Origin of the sequence: Rhizobium sp. R635 (assembly GCF_002211285.1) — a bacterium.
GTDB lineage: Bacteria > Pseudomonadota > Alphaproteobacteria > Rhizobiales > Rhizobiaceae > Rhizobium.
The window spans coordinates 63351-86843 of sequence record NZ_LOKX01000034.1; the positions used below are offsets into that span (position 1 = coordinate 63351).

Annotated in this window: 20 protein-coding genes and 1 tRNA gene; 11 read left to right on the plus strand and 10 right to left on the minus strand. The window is 60.8% G+C overall.

All coding sequences use genetic code 11. From position 1 onward, the window contains the following. Positions 1-33: 33 nt before the first annotated feature. The 5 genes from ATY78_RS23285 to chvE form a co-directional block, all read right to left on the minus strand. On the minus strand, positions 34-1467 hold the full coding sequence (locus tag ATY78_RS23285; protein WP_088684668.1) for an aldehyde dehydrogenase family protein: 1434 nt from the start codon (positions 1465-1467) through the stop codon (positions 34-36). A gap of 67 nt (positions 1468-1534) precedes the next feature. Then, positions 1535-2530, minus strand: a complete 996-nt coding sequence (araD1, locus tag ATY78_RS23290; protein ID WP_088684669.1) for an AraD1 family protein — start codon at positions 2528-2530, stop codon at positions 1535-1537. A 118-nt stretch (positions 2531-2648) separates the two neighbouring features. Continuing rightward, positions 2649-3854, minus strand: coding sequence for a multiple monosaccharide ABC transporter permease (gene mmsB, locus ATY78_RS23295; RefSeq protein WP_088684670.1), 1206 nt, complete (start codon positions 3852-3854; stop codon positions 2649-2651). After that, positions 3851-5389, minus strand: a complete 1539-nt coding sequence (gene mmsA / locus ATY78_RS23300) for a multiple monosaccharide ABC transporter ATP-binding protein (RefSeq protein WP_088684671.1) — start codon at positions 5387-5389, stop codon at positions 3851-3853. The genes mmsB and mmsA overlap by 4 nt, the downstream gene beginning before the upstream one ends. Positions 5390-5485: 96 nt before the next feature. Beyond that, entirely contained in the window at positions 5486-6550 is a 1065-nt protein-coding gene (chvE, locus tag ATY78_RS23305) for a multiple monosaccharide ABC transporter substrate-binding protein (protein ID WP_088684672.1), read from the minus strand. Positions 6551-6820: 270 nt separating this feature from the next. Between chvE and ATY78_RS23310 the strand changes: the two genes are divergently transcribed. The 3 genes from ATY78_RS23310 (at position 6821) to ATY78_RS23320 (ending at position 9547) form a co-directional block, all read left to right on the plus strand. After that, complete coding sequence (locus tag ATY78_RS23310) at positions 6821-7825, plus strand: LysR family transcriptional regulator (protein WP_088684673.1); 1005 nt, start codon at positions 6821-6823, stop codon at positions 7823-7825. A gap of 72 nt (positions 7826-7897) precedes the next feature. Then, positions 7898-8359 (plus strand): hypothetical protein, encoded by a 462-nt coding sequence (locus tag ATY78_RS23315; RefSeq protein ID WP_088684674.1) that lies wholly within the window; start codon positions 7898-7900, stop codon positions 8357-8359. Positions 8360-8665: 306 nt separating this feature from the next. Further along, positions 8666-9547 (plus strand): Hint domain-containing protein, encoded by an 882-nt coding sequence (locus ATY78_RS23320; RefSeq protein WP_088684675.1) that lies wholly within the window; start codon positions 8666-8668, stop codon positions 9545-9547. A 120-nt stretch (positions 9548-9667) separates the two neighbouring features. Here ATY78_RS23320 and ATY78_RS23325 read toward each other — a convergent pair whose 3' ends face one another. Further along, positions 9668-9934 carry a hypothetical protein gene (locus tag ATY78_RS23325; RefSeq protein ID WP_088684676.1) on the minus strand — a complete coding sequence of 89 codons (267 nt, stop codon included), beginning with the start codon at positions 9932-9934 and terminating at the stop codon, positions 9668-9670. A 156-nt stretch (positions 9935-10090) separates the two neighbouring features. Between ATY78_RS23325 and iolG the strand changes: the two genes are divergently transcribed. Then, complete coding sequence (gene iolG / locus ATY78_RS23330) at positions 10091-11083, plus strand: inositol 2-dehydrogenase (protein WP_088684677.1); 993 nt, start codon at positions 10091-10093, stop codon at positions 11081-11083. A 434-nt stretch (positions 11084-11517) separates the two neighbouring features. On the opposite strand, the gene ATY78_RS23335 is transcribed toward iolG, so the two are convergent. Continuing rightward, positions 11518-12738: an ROK family protein gene (locus tag ATY78_RS23335; RefSeq protein WP_088684678.1), complete on the minus strand. Its 1221-nt coding sequence runs from the start codon at positions 12736-12738 to the stop codon at positions 11518-11520. Positions 12739-12965: 227 nt separating this feature from the next. Between ATY78_RS23335 and xylF the strand changes: the two genes are divergently transcribed. From xylF to ATY78_RS23360, 5 genes are all read left to right on the plus strand, one after another. After that, complete coding sequence (gene xylF, locus ATY78_RS23340) at positions 12966-14006, plus strand: D-xylose ABC transporter substrate-binding protein (RefSeq protein WP_088684679.1); 1041 nt, start codon at positions 12966-12968, stop codon at positions 14004-14006. 262 nt (positions 14007-14268) lie between these two features. Further along, entirely contained in the window at positions 14269-15582 is a 1314-nt protein-coding gene (locus ATY78_RS23345; protein ID WP_088684680.1) for a sugar ABC transporter permease, read from the plus strand. A gap of 14 nt (positions 15583-15596) precedes the next feature. After that, positions 15597-16379 carry an ATP-binding cassette domain-containing protein gene (locus ATY78_RS23350; protein ID WP_088672941.1) on the plus strand — a complete coding sequence of 261 codons (783 nt, stop codon included), beginning with the start codon at positions 15597-15599 and terminating at the stop codon, positions 16377-16379. 528 nt (positions 16380-16907) lie between these two features. Beyond that, positions 16908-16984, plus strand: a tRNA-Arg gene (locus ATY78_RS23355). A gap of 321 nt (positions 16985-17305) precedes the next feature. Next, entirely contained in the window at positions 17306-18172 is an 867-nt protein-coding gene (locus tag ATY78_RS23360) for a DNA adenine methylase (protein ID WP_245313620.1), read from the plus strand. On the opposite strand, the gene ATY78_RS23365 is transcribed toward ATY78_RS23360, so the two are convergent. After that, a complete protein-coding gene (locus ATY78_RS23365) occupies positions 18164-19141 on the minus strand; it encodes a hypothetical protein (protein WP_088684682.1) in 978 nt (325 codons plus the stop codon). The two genes, ATY78_RS23360 and ATY78_RS23365, sit on opposite strands and share 9 nt — an antisense overlap. Beyond that, complete coding sequence (locus tag ATY78_RS23370) at positions 19138-20268, minus strand: ParB N-terminal domain-containing protein (protein WP_088684683.1); 1131 nt, start codon at positions 20266-20268, stop codon at positions 19138-19140. Before ATY78_RS23370 ends, ATY78_RS23365 begins: the two co-directional genes overlap by 4 nt. Positions 20269-20545: 277 nt before the next feature. On the opposite strand from ATY78_RS23370, the gene ATY78_RS23375 reads away from it, so the two are divergent. Together ATY78_RS23375 and ATY78_RS23380 are read left to right on the plus strand one after the other, a co-directional pair. Then, positions 20546-21907, plus strand: a complete 1362-nt coding sequence (locus ATY78_RS23375) for a DUF882 domain-containing protein (protein ID WP_088684684.1) — start codon at positions 20546-20548, stop codon at positions 21905-21907. A gap of 87 nt (positions 21908-21994) precedes the next feature. Then, complete coding sequence (locus ATY78_RS23380) at positions 21995-22366, plus strand: GYD domain-containing protein (protein ID WP_280950458.1); 372 nt, start codon at positions 21995-21997, stop codon at positions 22364-22366. A gap of 90 nt (positions 22367-22456) precedes the next feature. Here the strand turns inward: ATY78_RS23380 and ATY78_RS23385 are convergent, their stop codons facing one another. Next, positions 22457-23455 (minus strand): ABC transporter permease, encoded by a 999-nt coding sequence (locus ATY78_RS23385; RefSeq protein WP_088684685.1) that lies wholly within the window; start codon positions 23453-23455, stop codon positions 22457-22459. Positions 23456-23493: the final 38 nt, after the last annotated feature.

Here is a 23493-nt window from a genome sequence, read left to right on the forward strand (position 1 = left end):
CCGCCTCGTACGGTCCGGGTCATCGCGCTTGTCTCAAGCCAGCGTGTAGGCGGTCTTGACGGTTGTGTAGAACTCGGCGGCATACTTGCCCTGCTCGCGCGGGCCATAGGACGACCCCTTGCGGCCGCCGAACGGAACGTGGAAATCGACGCCTGCCGTCGGCAGGTTGACCATCACCATGCCGGCTTCGGAATTGCGCTTGAAGTGCGTCGCATGTTTCAGGCTGGTCGTGGCGATGCCGGCCGAAAGGCCGAACGGCGTGTCGTTGGCGATGGCAAGCGCCTCGTCGTAATCCTTGGCGCGGATAACCGAGACCACCGGTCCGAAGATCTCTTCACGCGAAATGCGCATCTGGTTGGTCGCTTCGGTGAACAGCGTCGGCTGCAGATAGAAGCCGGGCGTCTCGCGGGAAATGACCTCGCCGCCGAAGGCAAGCTTGGCGCCTTCCTTTTTGCCGATCTCGATATAGTCGGTATCGGTCTTCAACTGCCGCTCGTCGACGACCGGACCGATATGGGTGCCGGCCTTGAGCGCGTTGTCGACAACAAGCGTCTTCAGCTTGTCGGTGAGCGCTGCGACGAACTTGTCGTGGATGCCTTCGGTGACGATCAGCCGCGAGGATGCGGTGCAGCGCTGGCCGGTGGAGAAGAAGCCGGAATTGGCGGCCGCTTCGACGGCGACGTTGAGATCGGCATCGTCGAGCACGACCATCGGGTTCTTGCCGCCCATCTCCAGCTGGAACTTGCGGTTATGCTCGATGGAAGCGGCGGCGACGCGACGGCCGGTGCCGGTGGAACCGGTAAAGGTGATGCCGTGAACGTCGGGGCTTTCGAGCATGGCCTGGCCGACGACCGAGCCCTTGCCCATGACGAGGTTCAGGACGCCCTTCGGCAGTCCGGCGCGGTTCAGGATATCGACGATCGCCCAGGAGCAGGCCGGCACCAGTTCGGCCGGCTTGAAGACGATGGTGTTGCCGTAGGCAAGCGCCGGAGCGATCTTCCAGGCAGGGATCGCGATCGGGAAGTTCCATGGCGTGATGATGCCGATGACGCCGAGGCCCTCGCGGGTGATTTCGACGCCGATGTTCGGGCGAACCGACGGTATGACCTCGCCGGCCAGCCGCAGGGCTTCGCCAGCGAAGAATTCGAAGATCTGCGAGGCGCGGATGACTTCGCCGGTCGCCTCAGGCAAGGTCTTGCCTTCCTCGCGGGCGAGCAGCGCGCCGAGCTCGTCCTTGCGCGCCATGATCTCGTCGCCGGTCTTCTTCAGGATGACGTGGCGTTCCCAGATGCCCGAGCGCGACCAGGCCGGAAAGGCGGCCTTGGCGGCGGCAATCGCGTTTTTCGTGTCTTCGGCGCTGCCATTGGCATAGAGGCCGACGACCTCGTTCGTATCGGACGGGTTGATGTTCTTCGTCGCGTCCGTGCCGACCCATTCGCCGGCGATCAGGTTTTGATAAATGGTCATGGGCTCAACAAGCCTCCTTTACCGTTTACGTCACGGCCCGGCCACGCAGGCAGCCAGGCCTCGAAAATCAGAGCTGCTTGACGGCGATCTCTTCTTCGGCCGCCACCTTCAGCGGATTGCGCAGCGGCAGGCCGAATTCGGCGACTTCGATCTCGAAGAGGTCGCCCTCTTCCGTCTTGATGCCGTCGGCAAAGGAAAGCGTCGCCGTACCGAACATATGGACATGGACATCGCCGGGAACACGGAAGAGGCCATATTTGAAATGGTGATATTCGAGGTTCGCGAAGGTGTGCGACATGTTCGCCTCGCCCGACAGGAACGGCTTTTCGAAGATCACCTTGTCGCCGCGCTTGATGCGCGAGGTGCCGCGGATATCTTCCGGTGCCGCGCCGACGCGGATTTCCGGGCCGAAGCTTGCCGGGCGCAGCTTCGAATGGGCGAGGAAGAGGTAGTTGATCCGTTCGGTGACGTGATCGGAAAACTCGTTCGACAGCGCAAAGCCGATGCGGAAGGGCGAGCCGTCCTTGGCGATCACGTAGATGCCGGCCATTTCAGGCTCTTCGCCGCCGTCGAGCGCGAAGGAGGGCGAGACCAGCGGCGCGCCGGGAGCTGCGGCTCCATGGCCGTTGCCCTTGTAGAACCATTCGGGCTGCACGCCCTTTTCGCCGGCCTTCGGCTTGCCGTTCTCCAGGCCCATCTTGAACATCTTCATCGAGTCGGTGAGCGTTTCCTCGGCCGCCTCGGTGGTCTTCTTATGCATGGAATCGCGAGTGGCGGCAGAGCCGAGATGCGTCAGGCCGGTGCCGGTTAGATGCAGGTGGGCGGCATCGGGATGGGTGATCGGCGGAAGGAAGCGGCCTTCCGCATAGGCCTTCTCCAGATCGACGGCATCACCGTAACCATGAGCTTCGATGACCGAGGCAAGCGACTTGCCGCCATCAGCCGCTTCCATCGCCAGCGCATAGACGCTGCCGGCATTCTTGACCGACTTGGCAGCGCCGCCCTGCTCGCGCACGGCGACGACGATCTCTCCGTTGGCACCCTTGATTTGCGAAATAAGCACGACTTCGATCCTTCTCGTTCCGGCGAAGTCAGGAAAAGCTCCGCCTGTCCGGCTCCATCAGGAGCCGGAATCCAACTTTCATATGACTGCGAATGCCTGGACCGGCGCCTTGAGGCGCTCAGCCCTTGTTCTTGTTGTAGACGTCGAAGAACACGGCGGCGAGAAGCACCGCACCCTTGACCATCTGCTGGAAGTCGATGCCGAGGCCGACGATCGACATGCCGTTGTTCATGACGCCCATGATGAATGCGCCGATGACCGCGCCGGTGATCTTGCCGACGCCGCCGGATGCCGAGGCGCCGCCGATGAAGCAGGCCGCGATCACGTCGAGCTCGAAGCCGACGCCGGCCTTCGGCGTTGCCGAGTTCAGGCGAAGTGCGACGATCATGCCGGCAAGGCCTGCAAGCACGCCCATGTTGACGAAGGTGTAGAAGCTGAGGCGCTGCGTATTGATGCCCGAAAGCTTCGTCGCCTTTTCGTTGCCGCCCATGGCATAGATGCGGCGGCCGATCGTCGTGCGTTTGGTGACGAAAGCGTAGATCGCGATCAGCACCAGCATGACGACGAGAACGTTCGGCAGGCCCCTGTAGCTCGACAGGAGGTAGCCGAGCGCCAGAATGGCGACCGAAACGATCAGATTCTGGACGACGAAGAAGCCCATCGGCTCGACGTCGATGCCGTGGCTCTCATTCACCTTGCGGCGGCGCCAGGCGAGGTAGAAGAGGATGACCGGCAGGATGACCGTCAGGATCAGCGACGTCGACTGGACGGGCGTGCCGAACAGGTCGATCATGTCGCCCGGCAGGAAGCCGGTGCTGATGACCTGGAACTCCTTCGGGAACGGGCCGATGTTCTTGCCGTTCAGCACCGTCAGCGTCAGGCCGCGGAAGACGAGCATGCCGGCGAGCGTCACGATGAAGGACGGGATGCGGTGATAGGCGATGAAATAGCCCTGCGCCGCGCCGATAAAGCCGCCGACGATGAGACAAATCAATCCGGCGAGCCAGAAATTCATGCCCCATGAGACGGTGAAGATGGCCGCGAGCGCGCCGACGAAGGCGACGATCGAACCGACCGAAAGGTCGATATGCCCCGCCACGATGACGAGCAGCATGCCGAGCGCCATGATGACGATGAACGAATTCTGCAGAACGAGGTTCGTCAGGTTGACCGGCTTGAAGAGAATACCGCCGGTGTAGAACTGGAAGAATACCATGATCGCGACGAGCGCGATGAGCATGCCGTATTCGCGAATGTTGCCGCGGATGTAATCGGCAACGGAAACGACGTTGCTTTCCTCGGTTGTCGGGTTGACCGGAGTCATTGTCTCTTCTCCCCTGAGCGCATGATAGCGCGCATGATGGTTTCCTGGCTTGCTTCTCCCTTCGGCAGTTCGGCGACGATGCGTCCTTCGTTCATCACGTAGATGCGGTCACAAGTGCCAAGCAGTTCGGGCATTTCCGATGAGATCATCAGAACGCCCTTTCCATCGGCGGCAAGCTGGTTGATGATAGTATAGATTTCGTACTTTGCGCCAACGTCGATGCCTCGGGTAGGCTCGTCGAGGATCAAAATCTCGGGATCGGAGAACAGCCACTTCGACAGAACCACCTTTTGCTGGTTGCCGCCGGAAAGATTGACCGTTTCCTGGAAGATGCCGTGCGAGCGAATGCGCAGCTTCGACCGGTAATCGGTCGCGACCTTCATCTCCTTGATGTCGTCGATGATGCTGTTGTTCGAAATGCCTTCGAGATTGGCGAGCGTCGTATTGTGCAGGATCGTGTCGTTGAGCACGAGGCCGAGCTGTTTGCGGTCCTCGGTGACATAGGCAAGACCCGCATCGATCGCCCTGCGCACGGTGCTGACGTCGACCGGCTTGCCGTCGACGAAGACTTCGCCGCTGATCTTGTGCCCGTAGGACTTGCCGAAGACGCTCATGGCGAATTCGGTGCGGCCGGCACCCATCAGGCCGGCGATGCCGACGACCTCGCCCTTGCGGACGTTGACGTTGATGTCGTGCAGCACCTGGCGGTCGCGGTGATGCTGGTGATAGGCGTTCCAGTTCTTCACTTCGAAGATCGTCTCGCCGATCGGCACGGAGCGCGGCGGATAACGGTCGGCGAGGTCGCGGCCCACCATGTTCTTGATGATGATGTCTTCGCTGATCTCGTCGGCGTGACAGTCGAGCGTCTTGACGGTCATGCCGTCGCGCAGGACCGTGATCTGGTCGGCGACCTTGCGGATCTCGTTCAGCTTATGGGAAATGATGATCGAGGTGATACCCTGATTGCGGAACTCGATCAGCAGATTGAGCAGCGCATCGGAATCCTTCTCGTTGAGAGAGGCTGTGGGCTCGTCGAGGATGAGCAGCTTCACGCTCTTCGACAGCGCCTTGGCGATTTCGACGAGCTGCTGCTTGCCGACGCCGATATCGGTCACCAGCGTGTTCGGGGATTCGCGCAGGCCCACCTTCTGGAGGAGCTGCTTCGTGCGGTTATACGTCTCTTCCCAGCTGATGATGCCGCTCTTGGCGTTCTCGTTGCCGAGGAAGATGTTTTCGCCGATCGACAGCAGCGGCACGAGCGCCAGTTCCTGGTGGATGATGACGATGCCGATTTCTTCGGAGTCCTTCAGGACCCTGAAGTGGCGCGTCTCGCCTTCATAGACGATGTCGCCTTCATAGCTTCCCGTGGGATAGACGCCTGATAGCACTTTCATCAGGGTCGATTTACCGGCCCCGTTTTCGCCTACCAATGCGTGAATTTCACCCTTGCGAACCTTGAGGTTCACGTTCTCCAGCGCCTTGACGCCCGGGAACGTCTTGGTGATGCTCCGCATTTCTAGGATGGTGTTGTCCATAGTCAAAGTTCCAGCGCCTTGAGCCGCCGAGCGGCCTGGCGATCATAAAATCGAAGGCCGGAACCCGCAAGCGCGGGCTCCGGCCTCCAGCTTAACTTACTTCAGCTTGTCTTCGGTGTAGTAACCGCTGTCGACGAGGATCTGCTTGTAGTTGGTCTTGTCGACGGCAACCGGCTTCAGCAGATAGGACGGAACGACCTTGACGCCGTTGTCGTAGGTCTTCGTGTCGTTGACCTCGGGCTCCTTGCCGGACATCACGGCATCGACCATGGCAACGGTGACCTTGGCGAGTTCGCGGGTGTCCTTGAAGACCGTCGAGTGCTGCTCGCCTGCGATGATCGACTTGACCGACGGGATTTCAGCGTCCTGGCCGGAAACGACCGGAAGCGGCTGGTCAGCCGAACCGTAGCCGACGCCCTTCAGCGAGGAGATGATGCCGATCGAGAGGCCGTCATAGGGAGACAGGACGGCATTGACCTTGGCGTCGGTGTAGTTGGCCGAGAGCAGGTTGTCCATGCGGGCCTGGGCCGTAGCAGCATCCCAACGCAGCGTGCCGACCTTGTCCATGCCGGTCTGGCCGGACTTCACGACGAGCTTACCCGAGTCGATGTAGGGCTGCAGGACGGACATTGCGCCATCGTAGAAGAAGAAGGCGTTGTTGTCGTCCGGCGAACCGCCGAAGAGTTCGATGTTGAACGGGCCCTTGCCATCCTTGAGGCCGAGGGCGTCAACGATGGAACCAGCCTGGAGAACGCCGACCTGGAAGTTGTCGAAGGTGGCGTAGTAGTCGACGTTGCCCGAATCGCGGATCAGGCGGTCGTAAGCGATGACCTTGATGCCGGCGTCGTGAGCCTTCTGGAGAACGTCGGAAAGCGTCGTACCGTCGATCGAAGCGATGACGAGAACCTTGGCGCCCTTCGTGACCATGTTTTCGATCTGCGAAAGCTGGTTCGGAATATCGTCGTCAGCATACTGCAGGTCGGTCTTGTAGCCGGCGGCTTCGAGCTGCTTGACGATGTTGTTGCCGTCGTCGATCCAGCGAGCGGAAGACTTCGTCGGCATCGCGATGCCCACGAGCCCCTTGTCCTGCGCCATAGCCGGCATAACGAACGAAGCGACGCCGAAGGCAGCCGCAGCCATCAATGAGATAATGGATTTCATTTCTCTCTCCCTTGTTAAAGATTGGCGGACAAAAAATCGTCCGCCCCGAAACTGTGGCAGGTTCCGTATTGGATAGTTACTTCAGATTGTGAGAAACGAAGTAGGTCTCCTCCACGATCTCACACGTGTTGAGTGCCAACCAGCACACGGCGGCAAACTGGTATGGATTCCTATAACTGTCAAATAGAATAACTGGTAAAGTGCATAACAATTTTGGTATATCGTTAAAAAGTATTACTTTTGATGGAGCGCAGTGGGGAGGCTGCAACCATGACGATTGTCTCGGAGCCACTTTCGATGGACCACGTCGATATCCACAGCGATAACTTCGGCGATGACAGCCTTTTACGTGCAGGGCTTAAGCTGAATCACCTGCGCATGATCGTCGCAATCGAAGATAGCGGACAGATTTCCGCAGCTGCGGAAGTGCTGAACATTTCGCAGCCCGCCGCGTCGCGCATGCTGTCCGAAATGGAATCGATCACCAAGACCCAGCTCTATGAGCGCGTGGCCCGCGGCGTGGTGCTGACGACCTTCGGTGCGGCCCTTGCCAGACGCGCGCGCAAGATCCTTCTGGAGCTGCGCGAAGCGAGCCGCGAGATCGGCGAATTGAAGAGCGGCAAGGGCGGCGCGGTCTTCATCGGCGCGGTCACGGCGCCGGCCATGAGCCTCGTGGTGCCGGCGATCAACAAGGTGCGCAAGGCCTATCCCGGCATCGAGATCAACATCCAGGTGGAGACCAGCAACGTGCTGGCCCGCGAACTGCTCGCCGCCCGCCACGATTTCATCATCAGCCGCATTCCCGACGATCTCAACCCGCGCCTCTTCGAGGTGACCGAGATCGGCATCGAACGGGCCTGCCTGATCGTGCGCAAGCGCCATCCGCTCCTGAAGCAGAAGCTGAGCAGCCTTGCCGACATCAGGGACTACGATTGGGTCTTCCAGCCGCCCGGCACGCTGCTGCGCCGCACGATCGAGGACATTTTCCTGTCGCGCGGGGTGGCGCTGCCCGAAAACATCGTCAACACCTCGTCGCTGCTGCTCACCTGCGCCATCGTCTGCGGAACCGATGCGATCGCTCCCGTCGCCGTCGACGTCGCCCATTTCCTGGCGAGCCAGGGTTCGCATGCCTCCGATGTGCGCATGCTGCCGATCGATTTCGACATTAACGTCAAGCCCTACAGCCTGATCACCGCAAGGGAGCGCGCGCTGCCGCCGAGCGCGAGGCTGCTCTACGACATCATCCTCGAGGAGAGCCGGAAGCAGGCGGGCTAAAGGCTCCATCGATTTGACCCCGCAAGCCCTGCGCCATCCTGCCGGGCTCTAATCGCTTCGAGAGGAAGGCGCATGCTGTTCGGACAATCGGTGTTTCAATCAGTGCTCGAGCGGCTGAAGGCGGAGGAAGAACCGGCCGAAGACGCCGAGGCGCCGCCGGCCCACCGCATATCCGGCTTTGCCACCGGCCTCGCCTTCGATGTCATGGAAGGTGTCTCGGCCGCCTCGCAGCGCGTCGGCCAGGCCTATTTCGACAATCTGGGTGCCGGCCCTGCCGCCGAGGAGGCGCCGCCGCCGGAGCCGGAACCCGTCATGCCGGACCATCTCGCCCGCATCGCTCCGGAAGAGATTGCCGCGGAGCTGGCGATCGCCGCCGCCGATACCCAGCAGACGCTGAACGAGAAGCGGCGCGCCTTTGCCAAGGCCAATCATCCTGACGGCGTCGCAGAGCCTTTCCGCGACAATGCCAACCGGCGCATGATGATCGCCAATCTGCTGATCGACGAGGCGATGCGCCGCCTGCCGCAGAGCTGACGCGCGAAGGCCGGCAAACATTCCCAAGCTTTGGCAGAGCCGCCGTTTCCGGCTCGATTCGCGAATCGCTATATGGCCTGTTCTTCTGCGATTCAATCGGCGCCCATCGTACCCATTTTGATTCTTTCGCGTATGGGTAGCAGATAAATCTTCCGCTTTTTTGATGCCGGTGACAGCGTATTTCGGGACCCGGATAGACCATGCCTACGCCCTTTTCGGTAGGCCGTAGCGCTGATTAGCGAAATTGAGCCCGATACAACCCGGTGTAGCATGGGGCGGTTTAAATGTTTTCAGGAGATCGCCGACATGTCATCTACGGAAGATCCGAAGCTGCCACGCAACACAGCGCGCAGACATTTTCTAGGAGTAGCCGCAGCCACCGGTGCTCGTCTTGCCGGTGTGGCGGCCTTGGTCACAACAATTTCCACCTCTCCGGCCAACGCCCTGGGGCGGCTTTGGGGACGGGGCGGCTCCGGTGGACACGGAGGCTCAGGCGGTGGCTCAGGCGGAGGCGGTGGCTCCAGTGGCGGCGGGAGCGGCAGCAGCAGCGGCCCGAATTGCTTCCTGCGGGGAACGGCGATCCTCACGGATTGCGGTGAGAAGCCTGTCGAGAACCTCAGCATCGGCGATCGCATTACCCTTCCTGACGGCAGCACCCGTCCGGTCAAGTGGGTCGGCCGCCAAAGCTTCAAGAAGAGCGGCGCGCGCTGGCAGAAGGACGTCGTGCCGATCCGCGTTTCCCGCCATGCACTCGACGGGCACGCACCCCATTCGGATCTCTATCTCTCGCCCGGCCATGCACTGTACCTGAACGGCATTCTGATCCAGGTGAAGGATCTCGTGAACGGCACGACGATCGCACCGGCCACACCCGCCGCCGACGTATCGATCGACTATTATGCCGTCATGCTCGATACGCACGAAGCGATCCTTGCCGAAGGCGCTGCGGCCGAGTCCTTCCATCTGAAGAACGGCAATCACGAGAACTTCTGCAATTTCGCGGAGTACCAGCGTCTCTATGGCAAGGAGCGCATCGTGATGACCTCCTTTGCGCCGTTGCTGGGCGGCGGCTGGTCCCATTTGAAAGCGCTGCTCCTGCTCGGCGTTTCGCCGCTGGTGCCGATGCCCGATCCATTCGGGGATGCCTGCGAAAAGATCGACGCGAATGCCAGGGAACTGTCACTCTGACAGGACGGGAATAAGCCCGGGATCGGGCTGACCGAGCGCGAAACCGCACGTCGGTTTTGCGATCATATCGAACAAGGACGTCAAGCGTGGCGCGATCGGAAAGATCGCGCCACGCTTCGATCATTCGGCCTTCTTCCCTTCATCTGCTTCAGGCTCGTCCCCGTCCGTATCATCGGGCGGGACGATTGCCGCCGTCTCCGGCGGCTTCGGATCGAAGGTCCAGAACAGGACATAGAGGGCATAGGCGCCGGCCCCGCCGGAGATCACGCCCCAGAAGGGATCGCCGGTGACGAATTCGACCGTGGCCCAGGCGAAGCAGACCGCAACGATGGCTATGCGCACCCAGAGGCGGCGATATGCCGGATGGTTCGGATCGATCAGTTGCATTCGTGCCCCGCGGGTCGCATATGTCGCACAGTCCTTTAGTTCGAATCTTGCAAATGTGAAAGAGCCGCGGGCTTGACGCGGCACACAGATGATGGAATGAAAATTCCAGATTTTTGACAATTCGGTTTATTTGTTCCGAATTCAACGGAGGTTGCAATGACTGTAAGATTTGGTCTTCTCGGCGCCGGCCGCATCGGCAAGGTTCATGCGAAGGCTGTCAGCGGCGACGCCAATGCGACGCTCGTCGCCGTCGCGGACGCCTTTCCGCAGGCGGCCGAAGCCATCGCTTCCGCCTATGGCTGCGAAGTGCGCACCATCGAGGCGATCGAAGCCGCCAAAGATATCGACGCCGTCGTCATCTGCACGCCGACGGATACCCATGCCGACCTGATCGAGCGCTTCGCCCGCGCCGGCAAGGCGATCTTCTGCGAAAAGCCGATCGATCTCGACGTCGCCCGCGTCAAGGCCTGCATCAAGGTGGTGGAAGAAACCGGCGCCAAGCTGATGGTCGGCTTCAACCGCCGCTTCGATCCGCATTTCATGGCGGTGCGCAAGGTCATCGACGACGGCAAGATCGGCGATGTCGAAATGGTGACGATCACCTCGCGCGATCCCGGCGCCCCGCCGGTCGATTACATCAAGCGCTCGGGCGGCATCTTCCGCGACATGACGATCCATGATTTCGACATGGCCCGCTTCCTGCTCGGCGAAGAGCCGGTCTCGGTGCTGGCGACCGCCGCCGTGCTGGTCGACAAGGCGATCGGCGAAGCCGGCGATTACGACAGCGTCTCGGTCATCCTGCAGACCAAATCCGGCAAGCAGGCCGTCATCTCCAATTCCCGCCGCGCCACCTATGGCTACGACCAGCGCATCGAAGTGCATGGCGCAAAGGGCATGGCGGCCGCCGAAAACCAGCGCCCGGTCTCGATCGAAGTCGCCAACGGCGACGGCTACACCCGCCCGCCGCTGCATGATTTCTTCATGACCCGCTACACCGAAGCCTATGCCAACGAAATCGCCGCCTTCATCGCCGCGATCGAAAAGGGCACCAAGATCTCGCCGTCCGGCGCCGACGGCCTCGCAGCACTGGCCCTCGCCGATGCCGCGGTTCAGTCGGTCAAGGAAGGCAAGCTCATCAAGATCGGCTGACGGTCCTCTCCCGACCGTAAGTCGTACATGAGATGGCCGGGCATCGCCCGGCCGTTTTGCGTTTGAGAGTGGAGCGCCGAAACCGCCCCTCATCCGCCTGCCGGCACGGACCGGGGAGAAGGAGATATGCCGCGACCTCTCGATTCCCCCCTTCGCCCCAGCGGGGAGAAGGTGCCCGTAGGGCGGATGAGGGGGCCAGGGACGCGGATCTTTCCTAATGAGCGGACTGTACCGGCGTCGGCTAGACCGGTTTCAGTGTGCTTGCCACCGATGTGGGTGGGATAGATTTTACGTGAAGCATGTGCCGTGCGGCCCCCTCATCCGCCTGCCGGCACCTTCTCCCCGCTGGGGAGAAGAGATTCCAGGCGACCTCACCGTTCCCACCACCTCACAGGGCATATCCCTCTCCGGTCATTTCGTTTCAGCAATGCCCCTCAATCCGCTCCCTGAATCCCCGAGACCACGATATCCTGGTCGATCACCGACAGCGCCCGGTTCAGATGCCCGTCGAAAACCAGGATCTGCTCGTCCGCGACCACCCGGATCTCCGGCATGCCCTCCATGCGCACGATATGCGACTGCCCCAGCCCCTCTTCGATGCCCTGGCGGAGCAGGTCGTAATATCGCGTGCCCGGGCCGGTGATGGCGATCGGCATGCGTTCCGTCAGGCTCAGCATGCGCGACAGGCCGTTGCCGAGCGCAAGGCCCGCCTGGCGGAAGGCGAAGGCGGAGGTGCGGTGGCCCTGGCGGGCTTTCACGGCGATCTTGTCGAGCTCCGCCACCGGCACGAATTTCGCCGGGATCGTATCGAGCGGCACTTCGAAGGCGCTGCGCAGGATGGCGTAGAAACCGGCATAGGCTTCGATGCAGCCGCGTGTGCCGCAGCGGCAGAGCCCGCCATTGGCCATGTGCAGCATGTGGCCGAAATTCGGCGCCGAGACCTGGCCGGTCGGCCCGCCGCGCCGAACGATGCCGAGGCCGATGCTGTGGCCGAGCGAGAGCGCCGCGAGCGAACGGAAATCGGCGCCCTTGGCAATCTCCTCGCGCGCCCCCAGCGCTGCGGCAACCAGCAGCGTCTCGTTGTCGAGGATCACCTTGGCCTGCCAGTCCGGCCTGAGCGCCGATTCGAAATCGATCCGGTCGCTGCCGAAGATCGGCGACCAGAGGAGCACCGGCTCGGCCGAATCGACCAGCCCCTTGCTGCTGATCGAAATCAGCAGCACTTTTTCCTGGCCGATCCGGGAACGGTCGAGAATCCGCGAAAGCCCGGCGCGCACCCCTGCCACGAAACGGGCAGCCCCCGAAGGATCATGCGAGCGCTCCTCGCTGAAGCGGTCGATCAGCTTGCCGGCATAATCGACCAGTGAATATTGCACGGCATCGGAGGAGATGATGACGACGATGAGATAGCCGCAGTCGCGCCGCTGGCGCAGAAGCACGCGCGGACGCCCGCGGCCGCTCGCCGCCTGCTGCTCGGATTTTTCGATGATCTGGGCCTTTTCCAGGTCGGCCGTGATCGCCGAGATGGTGGCCGAGGAAAGGCCGGTATGGTCGGAGATCTCGGTATGGGCGAGCGCGCCGTGGCGGCGCAGCACGGACAGCACGAGCACGCTGTTTCTCTGCCGGACCAGCTCCGTGCTCGACTTGGTCAGCATGAATGCCGCCCTCTCCTCCTGCTAGCCCTACCCGTGATTTCCACTGCATCTCCGGCCGCCTCGGCGCAAGCGAATTAAGCCGGTAGTGCAGAGTTGACAGTTGAAAAAATCTCTGACATCAAATTTCTCGACTGTCGAGAAAAAAATCCGAACCTTCTCGACAGGCTTATCGCGGTGGCCGGAGGAAGCATGGGCTGGGCCGGTCGCAACTCACTCGGGAGGACATTATGAAGTCTATTTTGAAACTGATGGCCGGCGCTGCCATCCTCGTTTCCGTGCATACTGCCGCCATGGCTGCCGATCTCGTCGTCGGCGTTTCCTGGTCGAATTTCCAGGAAGAGCGTTGGAAGACCGACGAAGCCGCCATCAAGAAGGCTCTCGAAGCCAAGGGCGCCAAATATATTTCCGCTGACGCGCAGTCCTCGGCCGCAAAGCAGCTCACCGACGTCGAATCGCTGATCTCGCAGGGCGCCAACGCGCTGATCATCCTCGCCCAGGATTCCGACGCGATCGGCCCGGCCATCGAAAAGGCCGCTGCCGAAGGCATCCCAGTCGTCGGCTACGACCGCCTGATCGAAAACCCGGCCGCCTTCTACATCACCTTCGACAACAAGGAAGTCGGCCGCCTGCAGGCCGAGGGCGTCTTCAAGGTCAAGCCGGAAGGCAACTACGTCTTCATCAAGGGCTCGTCCTCCGACCCGAACGCGGACTTCCTGTTCTCGGGCCAGCAGGAAGTGCTGAAGGCCGCCATCGACGCCGGCAAGATCAAGAATGTGGGCGAAGCCTATACCGACGGCTGGCTGCCGGAGAATGCTCAGCGCAACATGGAGCAGTTCCTGACCGCCAACAACAACAAGGTTGACGCCGTCGTCGCCTCCAACGACGGCACGGCCGGCGGCGCGATCGCAGCGCTCGACGCCCAGGGCCTCGCCGGCTCCGTTCCGGTTTCCGGCCAGGACGGCGACAAGGCGGCTCTGAACCGCATCGCTCTCGGCACGCAGACGGTTTCCGTCTGGAAGGACAGCCGCGAACTCGGCAAGCGCGCCGCTGAAATCGCTCTCGACCTCGCCGGCGGCAAGGACATGAGCAAGATCGACGGCGCCCAGACCTTCAAGGGCGGCCCGAAGGGCGTCGAAATGAACTCGGTCTTCCTGAAGCCGCTGGCGATCACCAAGGACAACCTGAACGTCGTCATCGACGCCGGCTGGATCTCCAAGGCTGAAGCTTGCCAGGGCGTCAAGGCCGACACGGTCGCTGCCTGCAAGTAAACCAGGACTGAACTGAAATGACCGGCGCCGCAGCGAAACACCGCTGCGGCGCCGGGTGCGGACGAGAACTCCGACGACCAGGTTTTCGCCGCCTCGCCGCACCATCGCGGCCTTTCATTCCCTGCCGGACCGATGCCGCAAAGCGATGCGGCCGGCTTCCGGAAGCATCGCGATGGTCAGTTGAAGACAGACGAATGACGCCGATGGCGGCCTCTGGCACGCCGGCGCACCCGTCCAAACAAAATTGGGGAACGGCAAACCCATGGCCGAAATGGTAAAATCAACGACTTCGAGCGGACCGCGAACGGCGGAAGCCAATCCGGTGGCCCGCTTCTTCCGCGCAACGGAGATCGATACGCGTCTGCTCGGCATGATCGGCGCGCTCATCATCATCTGGATCGGTTTCCACATCATCACCGGCGGCCTGTTCCTGACCCCGCGCAATCTCTGGAACCTCTCGGTCCAGACGACTGACATCGCGATCATGACGACGGGCATGGTGCTGATCATCGTCACCCGCAACATCGACCTGTCGGTCGGCTCCGTGCTCGGCCTCTGCGGCATGATCATGGGCGTCACCCAGGCGCAGATCCTGCCGCAATATCTCGGCTTCGACAGCCCCTTCACCTGGGCGATCACGCTGCTGGTCGGCATCATCGCCGGCTGCCTGATCGGCGCCTTCCAGGGCATCATCATCGCCTTCCTGAACGTTCCCTCCTTCATCGTCACCCTCGGCGGCCTGCTCGTCTGGCGCGGCGCCACCTGGCTCGTCACCAGCGGCCAGACGGTGGCACCCATGGACCAGACCTTCCGCATCATGGGCGGGGGCGCAGAGGGCTCGATCGGCGCCACCTGGAGCTGGGTCGTCGGCATCGCCGCCTGCCTCTTCGTCGTCGCCAGCATCGTCGGCTCGCGCCGCCAGCGCCGCCGCTTCGGCTTCCCGCGCCGGCCGATGTGGGCCGAATATTTCCTCGCGACGCTCAGCTGCGTGCTGATCCTCGGCGCCGTCTGGATCGCCAACAGCTATTACTGGCCGATCAACATCGCCAAGAAATATGCCGAGACCAACAATATCCCCTGGCCCGAAACCGGCCTGGACATTCCCTACGGCATCGCCGTGCCGGTGCTGATCGCCATCATCGTCGGCATCATCATGACCTTCATCGCCACCCGCCTGCGCTTCGGCCGCTACGTCTTCGCGATCGGCGGCAACCCCGAGGCGGCCGAACTCGCCGGCATCAAGACCCGCTGGGTCACGGTGCGCATCTTCGCGCTGATGGGCATTCTGGCAGCCGTCGCGGCGGCGATCTCCACCGCCCGCCTCAACGCCGCCACCAATGCGCAGGGCACGCTCGACGAGCTCTACACCATCGCCGCCGCCGTCATCGGCGGAACGTCGCTCGCAGGCGGCACCGGCACCATCGCCGGCGCCATGCTCGGCGCGCTCGTCATGCAGTCACTGCAATCGGGCATGGTTCTCGCCCATGTCGATACGCCGCTGCAGAGCGTCGTCGTCGGCACCGTCCTCGTCGTCGCGGTCTGGCTCGACACCGTATACCGCTCCCGTGCCAAGTGAGAGGAGCCCTAGACATGGCTGATCAACGCACTCCCCTCGTGGAACTGAAAAACATCTCGATCTCCTTCGGCGGCATCCATGCCGTGGACAATGCCTCGGTCGATCTCTACCCCGGCGAAGTCGTCGCCCTTCTCGGCCATAACGGCGCCGGCAAGTCGACGCTGATCAAGATCCTCTCCGGCGCCTACAAGCGCGACTCGGGCGATATCCTGATCAACGGCGAGCCGGCCGACATCCGCAATCCGCGCGATGCCAAGAAATACGGCATCGAGACGATCTACCAGACCCTCGCCGTCGCCGATAATGTCGACGCCGCCGCCAACCTCTATCTCGGCCGCGAGCTGAAGACCCGCTGGGGCACGCTCGACGACGTCGCGATGGAAGCCTCGGCCCGCGAAGTGATGGGGCGCCTCAACCCCAACTTCAAGCGCTTCAAGGAGCCGGTGAAGGCGCTCTCGGGCGGACAGCGGCAATCGGTGGCGATCGCCCGCGCCATCCTCTTCAACGCCCGCATCCTGATCATGGACGAGCCGACGGCGGCACTCGGCCCCCAGGAGACGGCGCAGGTCGGCGAGCTGATCAAGCAGCTGAAGAAGGAAGGCATCGGCATCTTCCTCATCAGCCACGACATCCACGACGTCTTCGACCTCGCCGACCGCGTCTCGGTGATGAAGAACGGCCAGGTCGTCGGCCACGCCCGCACCGAGGACGTGACCAAGGACGAAGTCCTCGGCATGATCATCCTCGGCAAGGTGCCGCCCAAAGCCATCCCCGGCCCCGGCGCCATGCAGATCTGACCTCTGCGAGGTCATCGCCTACGAAAACCCCGCTCCGCCGCCCGCAAGGCCGGCGGAGTTTTTTGTGCTTGTGGGGTCTCCACCCGATGCATTTCGGCTGACAAGGAGGTTTGGAAGGACGTTTTTAAGGAGGCCCAACATTTTCAAAAATGCGCAAACCGACGAGACCCTCTGCCCTCCCATCCATTTTTTAAAATGTTGACCCTTCTTAAAAACCTCCTTGTCAGAGATAACCGACTGATTTCTCTCATCTCCAGTGGAAGAGAGGTTTTTAAGCGACCGAAATCGGCCGCTTCTGTTTTGTATACAGGATCTGCTTTCGCAGCCGCATCAAGCCAAAGCCGGCGCGCAAACACGCTCCAACCCGCAAACCGAACGACGCACCAAGCCCTCGGCCGCCGGCCTGACGGACAAAAATCCCCGCCAAACCGCAAGCACCCGTATTTCTGAGAATTTCCCGATTGAAGCCAGCCGCAAGCTAGGCTAAGAACCACCCATCGGACAGGCGATTCAAACCGCCCTCGGCATGCACCCGTAGCTCAGCTGGATAGAGTGTTGGATTCCGATTCCAAAGGTCACAGGTTCGAATCCTGTCGGGTGCGCCATTTGTCTCAGAGCTTTCGAGTATGTAATTTTCTTGTCTTCGCGGCACAACTCGATCGTCCGGCCATCTTCGAAGCGGATCTCCTCCGGCTTTTTCAGCGGAGCCGGCGCTATGCGTGGCTCATTGATGAACGGGCGATGTACTCGCCACGGCCAATGACGCCGCCAACCAACCACGAGGTAACTTCGAACTCTCCAATTATTGGATGAATCCGCAGGAAATCAGCATCTACCGGAACCCGGCAAAAGGTTCGTGCAAATCTGGTCTTTCATACCATTGTTGTGTAAGAACATCACTACCTCACCAACCGCAAAGATCACAGTTGAGCCAGTCGCAGCTTAATCCGAACGATCCTCAATACCGTTCGTTGTCGCCATTCAGGTACCCAGGCGGGAAAGCGTTCCTCAGCGCGTTTTTGGCGGATAAAATTCCCGAAGCCGCGGGCGATCGTCATTACGCGGAACCCTTCTGCGGAGGCGCGGGGGCAGCGCTCGTACTGCTGAAGGCTGGCTACGTTCAACATCTGCATTTGAACGATGCCGACCTTCGGATCTATTCCGCCTGGCGCGCAATGCTTACGGAAACCGCACGGTTTGTCGACCGTATTCTTTCTGCGCCTGTTTCGGTCGAAACCTGGCACTGGGCATCCGATCTCATTCGAGGCGCGTCGAAAGGTACCTACGACTTCGATCTCGGATTCGCCACGTTCTTCCTCAACCGCACCAGCCGCTCGGGCATCGTGGTCGGTGCAGGCCCAATCGGTGGTTACAATCAAACAGGTAGATGGAAAATCGATGCTAGGTATAACGGCGCAGGACTAGCCGAGCGAATTAAGTGGCTGGGTTCTGTTAGCGGACATATCAGCCTCACCAACGAGGACGGGTTGACGTTCTTGCATAATTCGCTAACTCGCACTCCAGTTGACCATACTCTTTTCTTTGTCGATCCGCCTTATGTGCATGCGGGCGGCCGACTTTATCTCAATGCGATGAACGAGGCTAAGCACATCGCGTTAAGTGATATCCTCCAAGACTCTAAGCTGAAGCACTGGATACTAACATACGATGACCATCCGCTGATCCGGTCAATATACAGCCGGCAGGACATCGCGAGCCTGGACGTTACGTACAGCCTGCAGAACAAGCGCAAAGAGAAAGAAGTCTTGATCCAGCCAACCGACCTAGGCTAGAGCGGCCGCGCGATATTCAGCCAACCATTCCACCACGCTTCCGACCCGATCGGCTTCATCCACCATTATTCCCGATAGTGCCCGCTGCAAGCCGTTGTATGCATGAGGCGGAAGCCGCAATCGATCGATCACCGAGCGATGAAATTGATTTTGGGCGAACCAAAATCTGTTGTCCCAGACCCGAAAAGGAATGATGGTCGCATGACCACGATTGCCGGTCATAATGTCCTGCAGGTAATTGCTTTCGAAGACCCGAGCATGTTCAGAGACTGGCTTTCCGGGCCAATTGTTGCCACTCGCCGTCTGTCCATAGAACAGATTTGAAGGTGGTGGAGTGATCTCGTTCGTCCAAGCCATGACGTCAATGCCGCCATCCTTTTCTTCAGGCGGAATGTATTCGCCTGGCGGATTTCTCACCGTGAAACCGGCGCCGTTCGCCGCTGCCCGACGCATTAGCTCTATAATTGTCTCGCCGCTTTTCCTCGGCCATCCAACAGTTATTGCCGGACCGCCGGACAGGCCAGCCATTGCAAGCGTCGAAAGGATTTGAAAGATCTCGTTGCGCAGTCTCGTGAGTAGACCACCGACAGGCGGGACCTTAAGGATTGGGGAGCCGGTCACGTGCGAGGTCACAAGACATACGAGGTAAAACGAATATTTGGCATCATCCCAGTTCTCGGCAAGCTGAAGTTCCTCAGCATCGTCGTCAAGATGATAAGGGTAGGTTTCACCTAAATGCCCCTCACGCAGTTCGATTTCGTTTTCAATGCCCTCTATGAGCTGCTCAACCTTCCGGTCGGCTTCGGCGATATTCTCTTCATCTTCCTCGGCTAGCTGTTTCAAAGATGCCGCCAACGCATCGATACGTGCCGTTCGGAAAGGATCGAACAACGCTGCGAGCTCCAGCCAGTCAACAAGCTGGGCGGCGTGCAATTCTAAGGTAGGAGGATCAATCGCCTTAATTGTCATTCTGAAGTTTCCGCCGCAAGGGCGTCCACCTGCGCCTTGATGAGACGAGCTTTCTTCGATGCAGAATCCGCGATTTGGACCATTTCCGGTTGGGTGTCGGGATCAAAGCCCTCGAGAGCGCTCAGCGCGTATTGAAGTTCGGCATTGGCGGCAATGAGATGTTGTTCGAACCGGAGACTCATAGGCGTCGCGGCGACGACGGCTTCGTCGAGGCTGCCACGTTCCTCCAAAACCTTCGTCGCCACCCTAGAGCCCAACACCTCGCGCAACCGGTTCAGGTCCGGATTTTGGCTTTTGACCGCCGGCGCAATGTCGCGGTCTTTTGAACCGTAGAGCCAAACCAGCACATTCTGAAGCTGGTGAAAATTCGAGGACGGCACAGGATCGCGCGAGGGGTCTGTCGAGCGATCAGGCCGCCCCATTCCGAGATATGATGTAAATTCTTCGTAGGCGAGGCCAGTATAGAGGTGCGAAAAGCTGAAGGACCTCTTTTTCCGGTCTTCGATCGAATAAACCTCTTCTCTCTCAGCTTGATCAAGGACGAAAAGTGCGGTGACCATTCGATGAATAGTCATATGCTGATCACCCATACGGCTCGCAATATCAGCAATCGTCATGCCATCCGGTTTCGAATGCTCATCATCCAGCCAACGCGCTGCGAATCTTGCCTTAGCGAACGCGTCCCAACCTTGCGGACCGTTGATATGCTTAAACCCAATCAGATCCCGGGCATCAGCTTCGGTCGCCACACGATAGCAAAGCAACTCCTCCAGCGACGCACGTTTGTCGTTATCCATCGCCGGAAGCGTCAGTTTTGCTTGCTGAGCGAGATCTTCATTACGAAGTACTTTCACAGCGGCCAATCGACGATTACCTTCGAGAACAGCAAATCTGCCGCCTCGTTCGATGACGATGAGCGGTTCTATGTTTATGTATCCACTCGTCGAGATTGATTGGACTAGTTCGGCGAGATCCGCGCTTCGAGCCAGTTGTATGACGACGTCGTCATCGCTTGATGAAGCCGGCGCCTTATCAGGGGTAAACCGAGGATTGTTTGTGTCAAAATCCAAGAGCCCGACCGGTACTTTTTCGGAGGTGCCGACTGGCAATATCGTATCAAGATCCATGGTACGCCCTCACATTTTTACGGTCTGAAGCGGGTTCTATCGAGATATTATGAAAGGCAAAAGTGAATTTTCACTTGGGTGCTTGGTATGCCACATATTTCGGAATCAATGGATGGCTAGGTCAACACCATTTCGACGGAGTAGATTTAGCCCCGCCTGCGCGGTCCCCAGCCTCAACACCCACTCGTTAGCAATTTATTGACCATAAGCTGGCTTTACTAGACCTGATGGATGCGGAAGTTCCCGCCCGTCGCCAAACGTTTCGTGTAGGACGGGTGTGTTCGTGTTGAAGTATCCAGTGCAAAGTTTGTCGGGCGGCATTGCCACGCTCCTCTCACGCGCAAAAGGCTTTGCAGCGCAAACCATTCTACCTGCTCTCCTTGCGTTCCCCGCCCTCGTCGGCTCTGCCTCCCTCGCCTCAGCCGAAGACCGCGCCCTCAAGCTGTTCTTTACCCATACGGGCGAGAAGGCCACGATCACCTACAAGCGGAATGGAAAGTTCGATCCCAAGGGCCTTGCCCAGATCAATCGGTTTCTGCGCGACTGGCGAAGGAACGAGCCGACCCGGATGGATCCCCGGCTGCTCGACCTGGTCTGGGAGGTGTATAAGAAGAGCGGCGGCAAGGATTACATCCACGTCGTCTCCGCCTATCGTTCCCCTGCCACCAACAACATGCTCCGCAACCGCTCGCGCAGCACCGGCGTCGCCAAGAAGAGCCAGCACATGCTGGGCAAGGCGATGGATTTTTACGTTCCCGGCGTGAAGCTTGCGACGCTGCGGGCAACGGCCATGCAGATGCAGGTTGGTGGTGTCGGCTATTATCCGACCTCGGGATCGCCCTTCGTGCATCTCGACGTCGGCAATGTCCGGGCCTGGCCGCGCATGAGCAGGCAGGAGCTCGCGCGCATATTCCCGAATGGGCAGACGATGCATCTTCCGGCCGATGGCCGGCCGCTGCCGGGATACAATCAGGCGGTTGCCAGCCACAAGAAGCGCGTCAGCTCCACCTCGATCCAGATCGCCAGCACCGCCGGAGAGGACGAAGACGCGGGAGCGCCGGCCACGCCGAGCGCCGGCACCGCAGACAGCAAGCTCGTGACGGCGCTTCTGCCGACGCCGAAAAGCCGGGCATTGAATGCGCTGGCGCTGCAGACCGGCGCGGCCGAACGGGATGAGAAACCCTCCGCTCCCGAACTGTCATCCTTGCCGATTCCGATACCGGCGATGCGCCCGCCTGCCCTTGGCAGCGACGCGGGCACGGATGACAAACTGCAGACGGCCTCGATCGGCCCGATTTCAGCACTTCCGGAGAGACCAAGGCCCGCATTGCCGGCACACGCCCGCTTCCATCCCCTCGTCGTTGGACGAGAGGCCTCCAGGCAGGGCGCCGATATGATCGCCTCCCTGCCCATGACCGCGTCCTGGGAGGAAGCCGATTTCCTTGAATCGACGTCCGATGCGGCGCTGATGAAATGGGCGCTGCATTCTCCCGGCGCGACGATGGAGCTGAGCGCGCCGCGCGTTTCCCCCCGCACGGTTCATCGTGAGGCTGGTGTCGCAACGCCCGGTGAGAATGTTCCGGTCGCCGCCGCGGGTCCGTTCGATGCCAGCCGGTTTGCCTCGCCCCCGGAGGGCTGACGTCGATCATCGGCGTGTGATCAGGACCGCCGGAAACCGTGGCAGCCGCTGGCGACCGAAGGCAAGAGAGCCTGATACGCACATTGAATGACTGGCCTTCCTCCCGGCTTGGGCGTTTACTGGATCGGTCTGGCGGAGGAAGCAGACCATGGCCATGTATCCACGCCCGAGACCTGGGCGCGCATGATCGAAAACCCCGAGGATCGCCGGGAGGCGGCACGCAGCTACATCGAATCCGTCGGCGGCAAGCTCCATGGGTTCTGGTATGCCTTCGGCGAGCATGACGGGTGGAACCTGTGGGAGGCGCCCGACAACGTATCGATGGCGGCCGTCGCCCTTGCCATCGGCGCAGGCGGCGCGCTCAGCTCTATGGAGACCACTGTCCTCCTCGACGTCGAAGATACGATCCGGGCCTTGGAAAAGGCGAAGTCGGTCAAGTACCGGCCACCGGCAGCGTAGGCCGGTACGATTCCAGGCTGAGAGTTCATCGGCCTCTCCGGCAGCCAGCTTCGCTTCTGCCATGCGGCCGCATGACGGAGGCGCCGTCGCCTACTCGCTCTGCCTAAAATTCCGTATGCGATCGAACAGCACCGCCAGCACGATCGCCCCGCCGATAAATGTCCCCTGCCAGAAAGCGTTGATGCCGAGCAGGCCGAGGCTGTTGCGGATCACCTCGATCAGCGCCGCTCCCACCAGCGCCCCGAAGGCGGTGCCGACGCCGCCGGCGAGGTTGGCGCCGCCGATGACGGCGGCGGCGATGACCTGGAGCTCCATGCCGGCGCCGATATTGGTGGTGACGGCGCCGAGCCAGCCGGTCTGCACGATGCCGGCAATGCCGGCAGACAGCGCCGAGATCATGTAGACGACGACCTTGATGGTGCGCACGGGCACGCCGGTCAGCGTCGCGGCGTGTTCATTGCCGCCGATGGCAAAGATATAGCGGCCGAACCGCGTCCAGCGCAGCACGAAGCCGGTCAGGAGCGCCAGGATGATCATATAGAGAACCGGGTTGGCGATGCCGAGGAACCAGGCGCCGCCGCCGAGCGCCAGCAGCTGGTCGTGGTCGGGACCGAACTGGAAGACGACGGTATTGTTCGAAGCGACCATGGCGAGGCTTCGCGCAATCGACAGCATGCCGAGCGTCACCACGAAGGGCGGGAAATCGAGATAGGCGATCATCACGCCGTTGAAGGCGCCGACCACGAGTGCGGTGCCGATCGCCGCCGCGATACCGATTTCGATGCTGTAGCCGGCATTCATGGTCACCGCCAGCACCATGCTGCAGAGGCAGAGCACCGATCCCACCGAAAGATCGATGCCGCCGGTGATGATGACGAGCGTCATGCCGAGCGCGATGATCGCGACGAAGGTGACGTTGCGGGTGATGTTGTAGAGGTTCTTCGCCGTCGCAAAGGAATCGGTGGCGAAGGAGAGGAAGATGCAGGCAAGCACGACGGCGATCAGCACCCAGAAAGTCTGGCTGCCGACAAACTCCGAAAGCCGGCTTCGCTCTCTCTGTGCAATCGTCTGCTCAAGGGTAGTTGCCATCGTCGACCTTCGTTTCTCCCGCTAGGGGCATTCTCCTG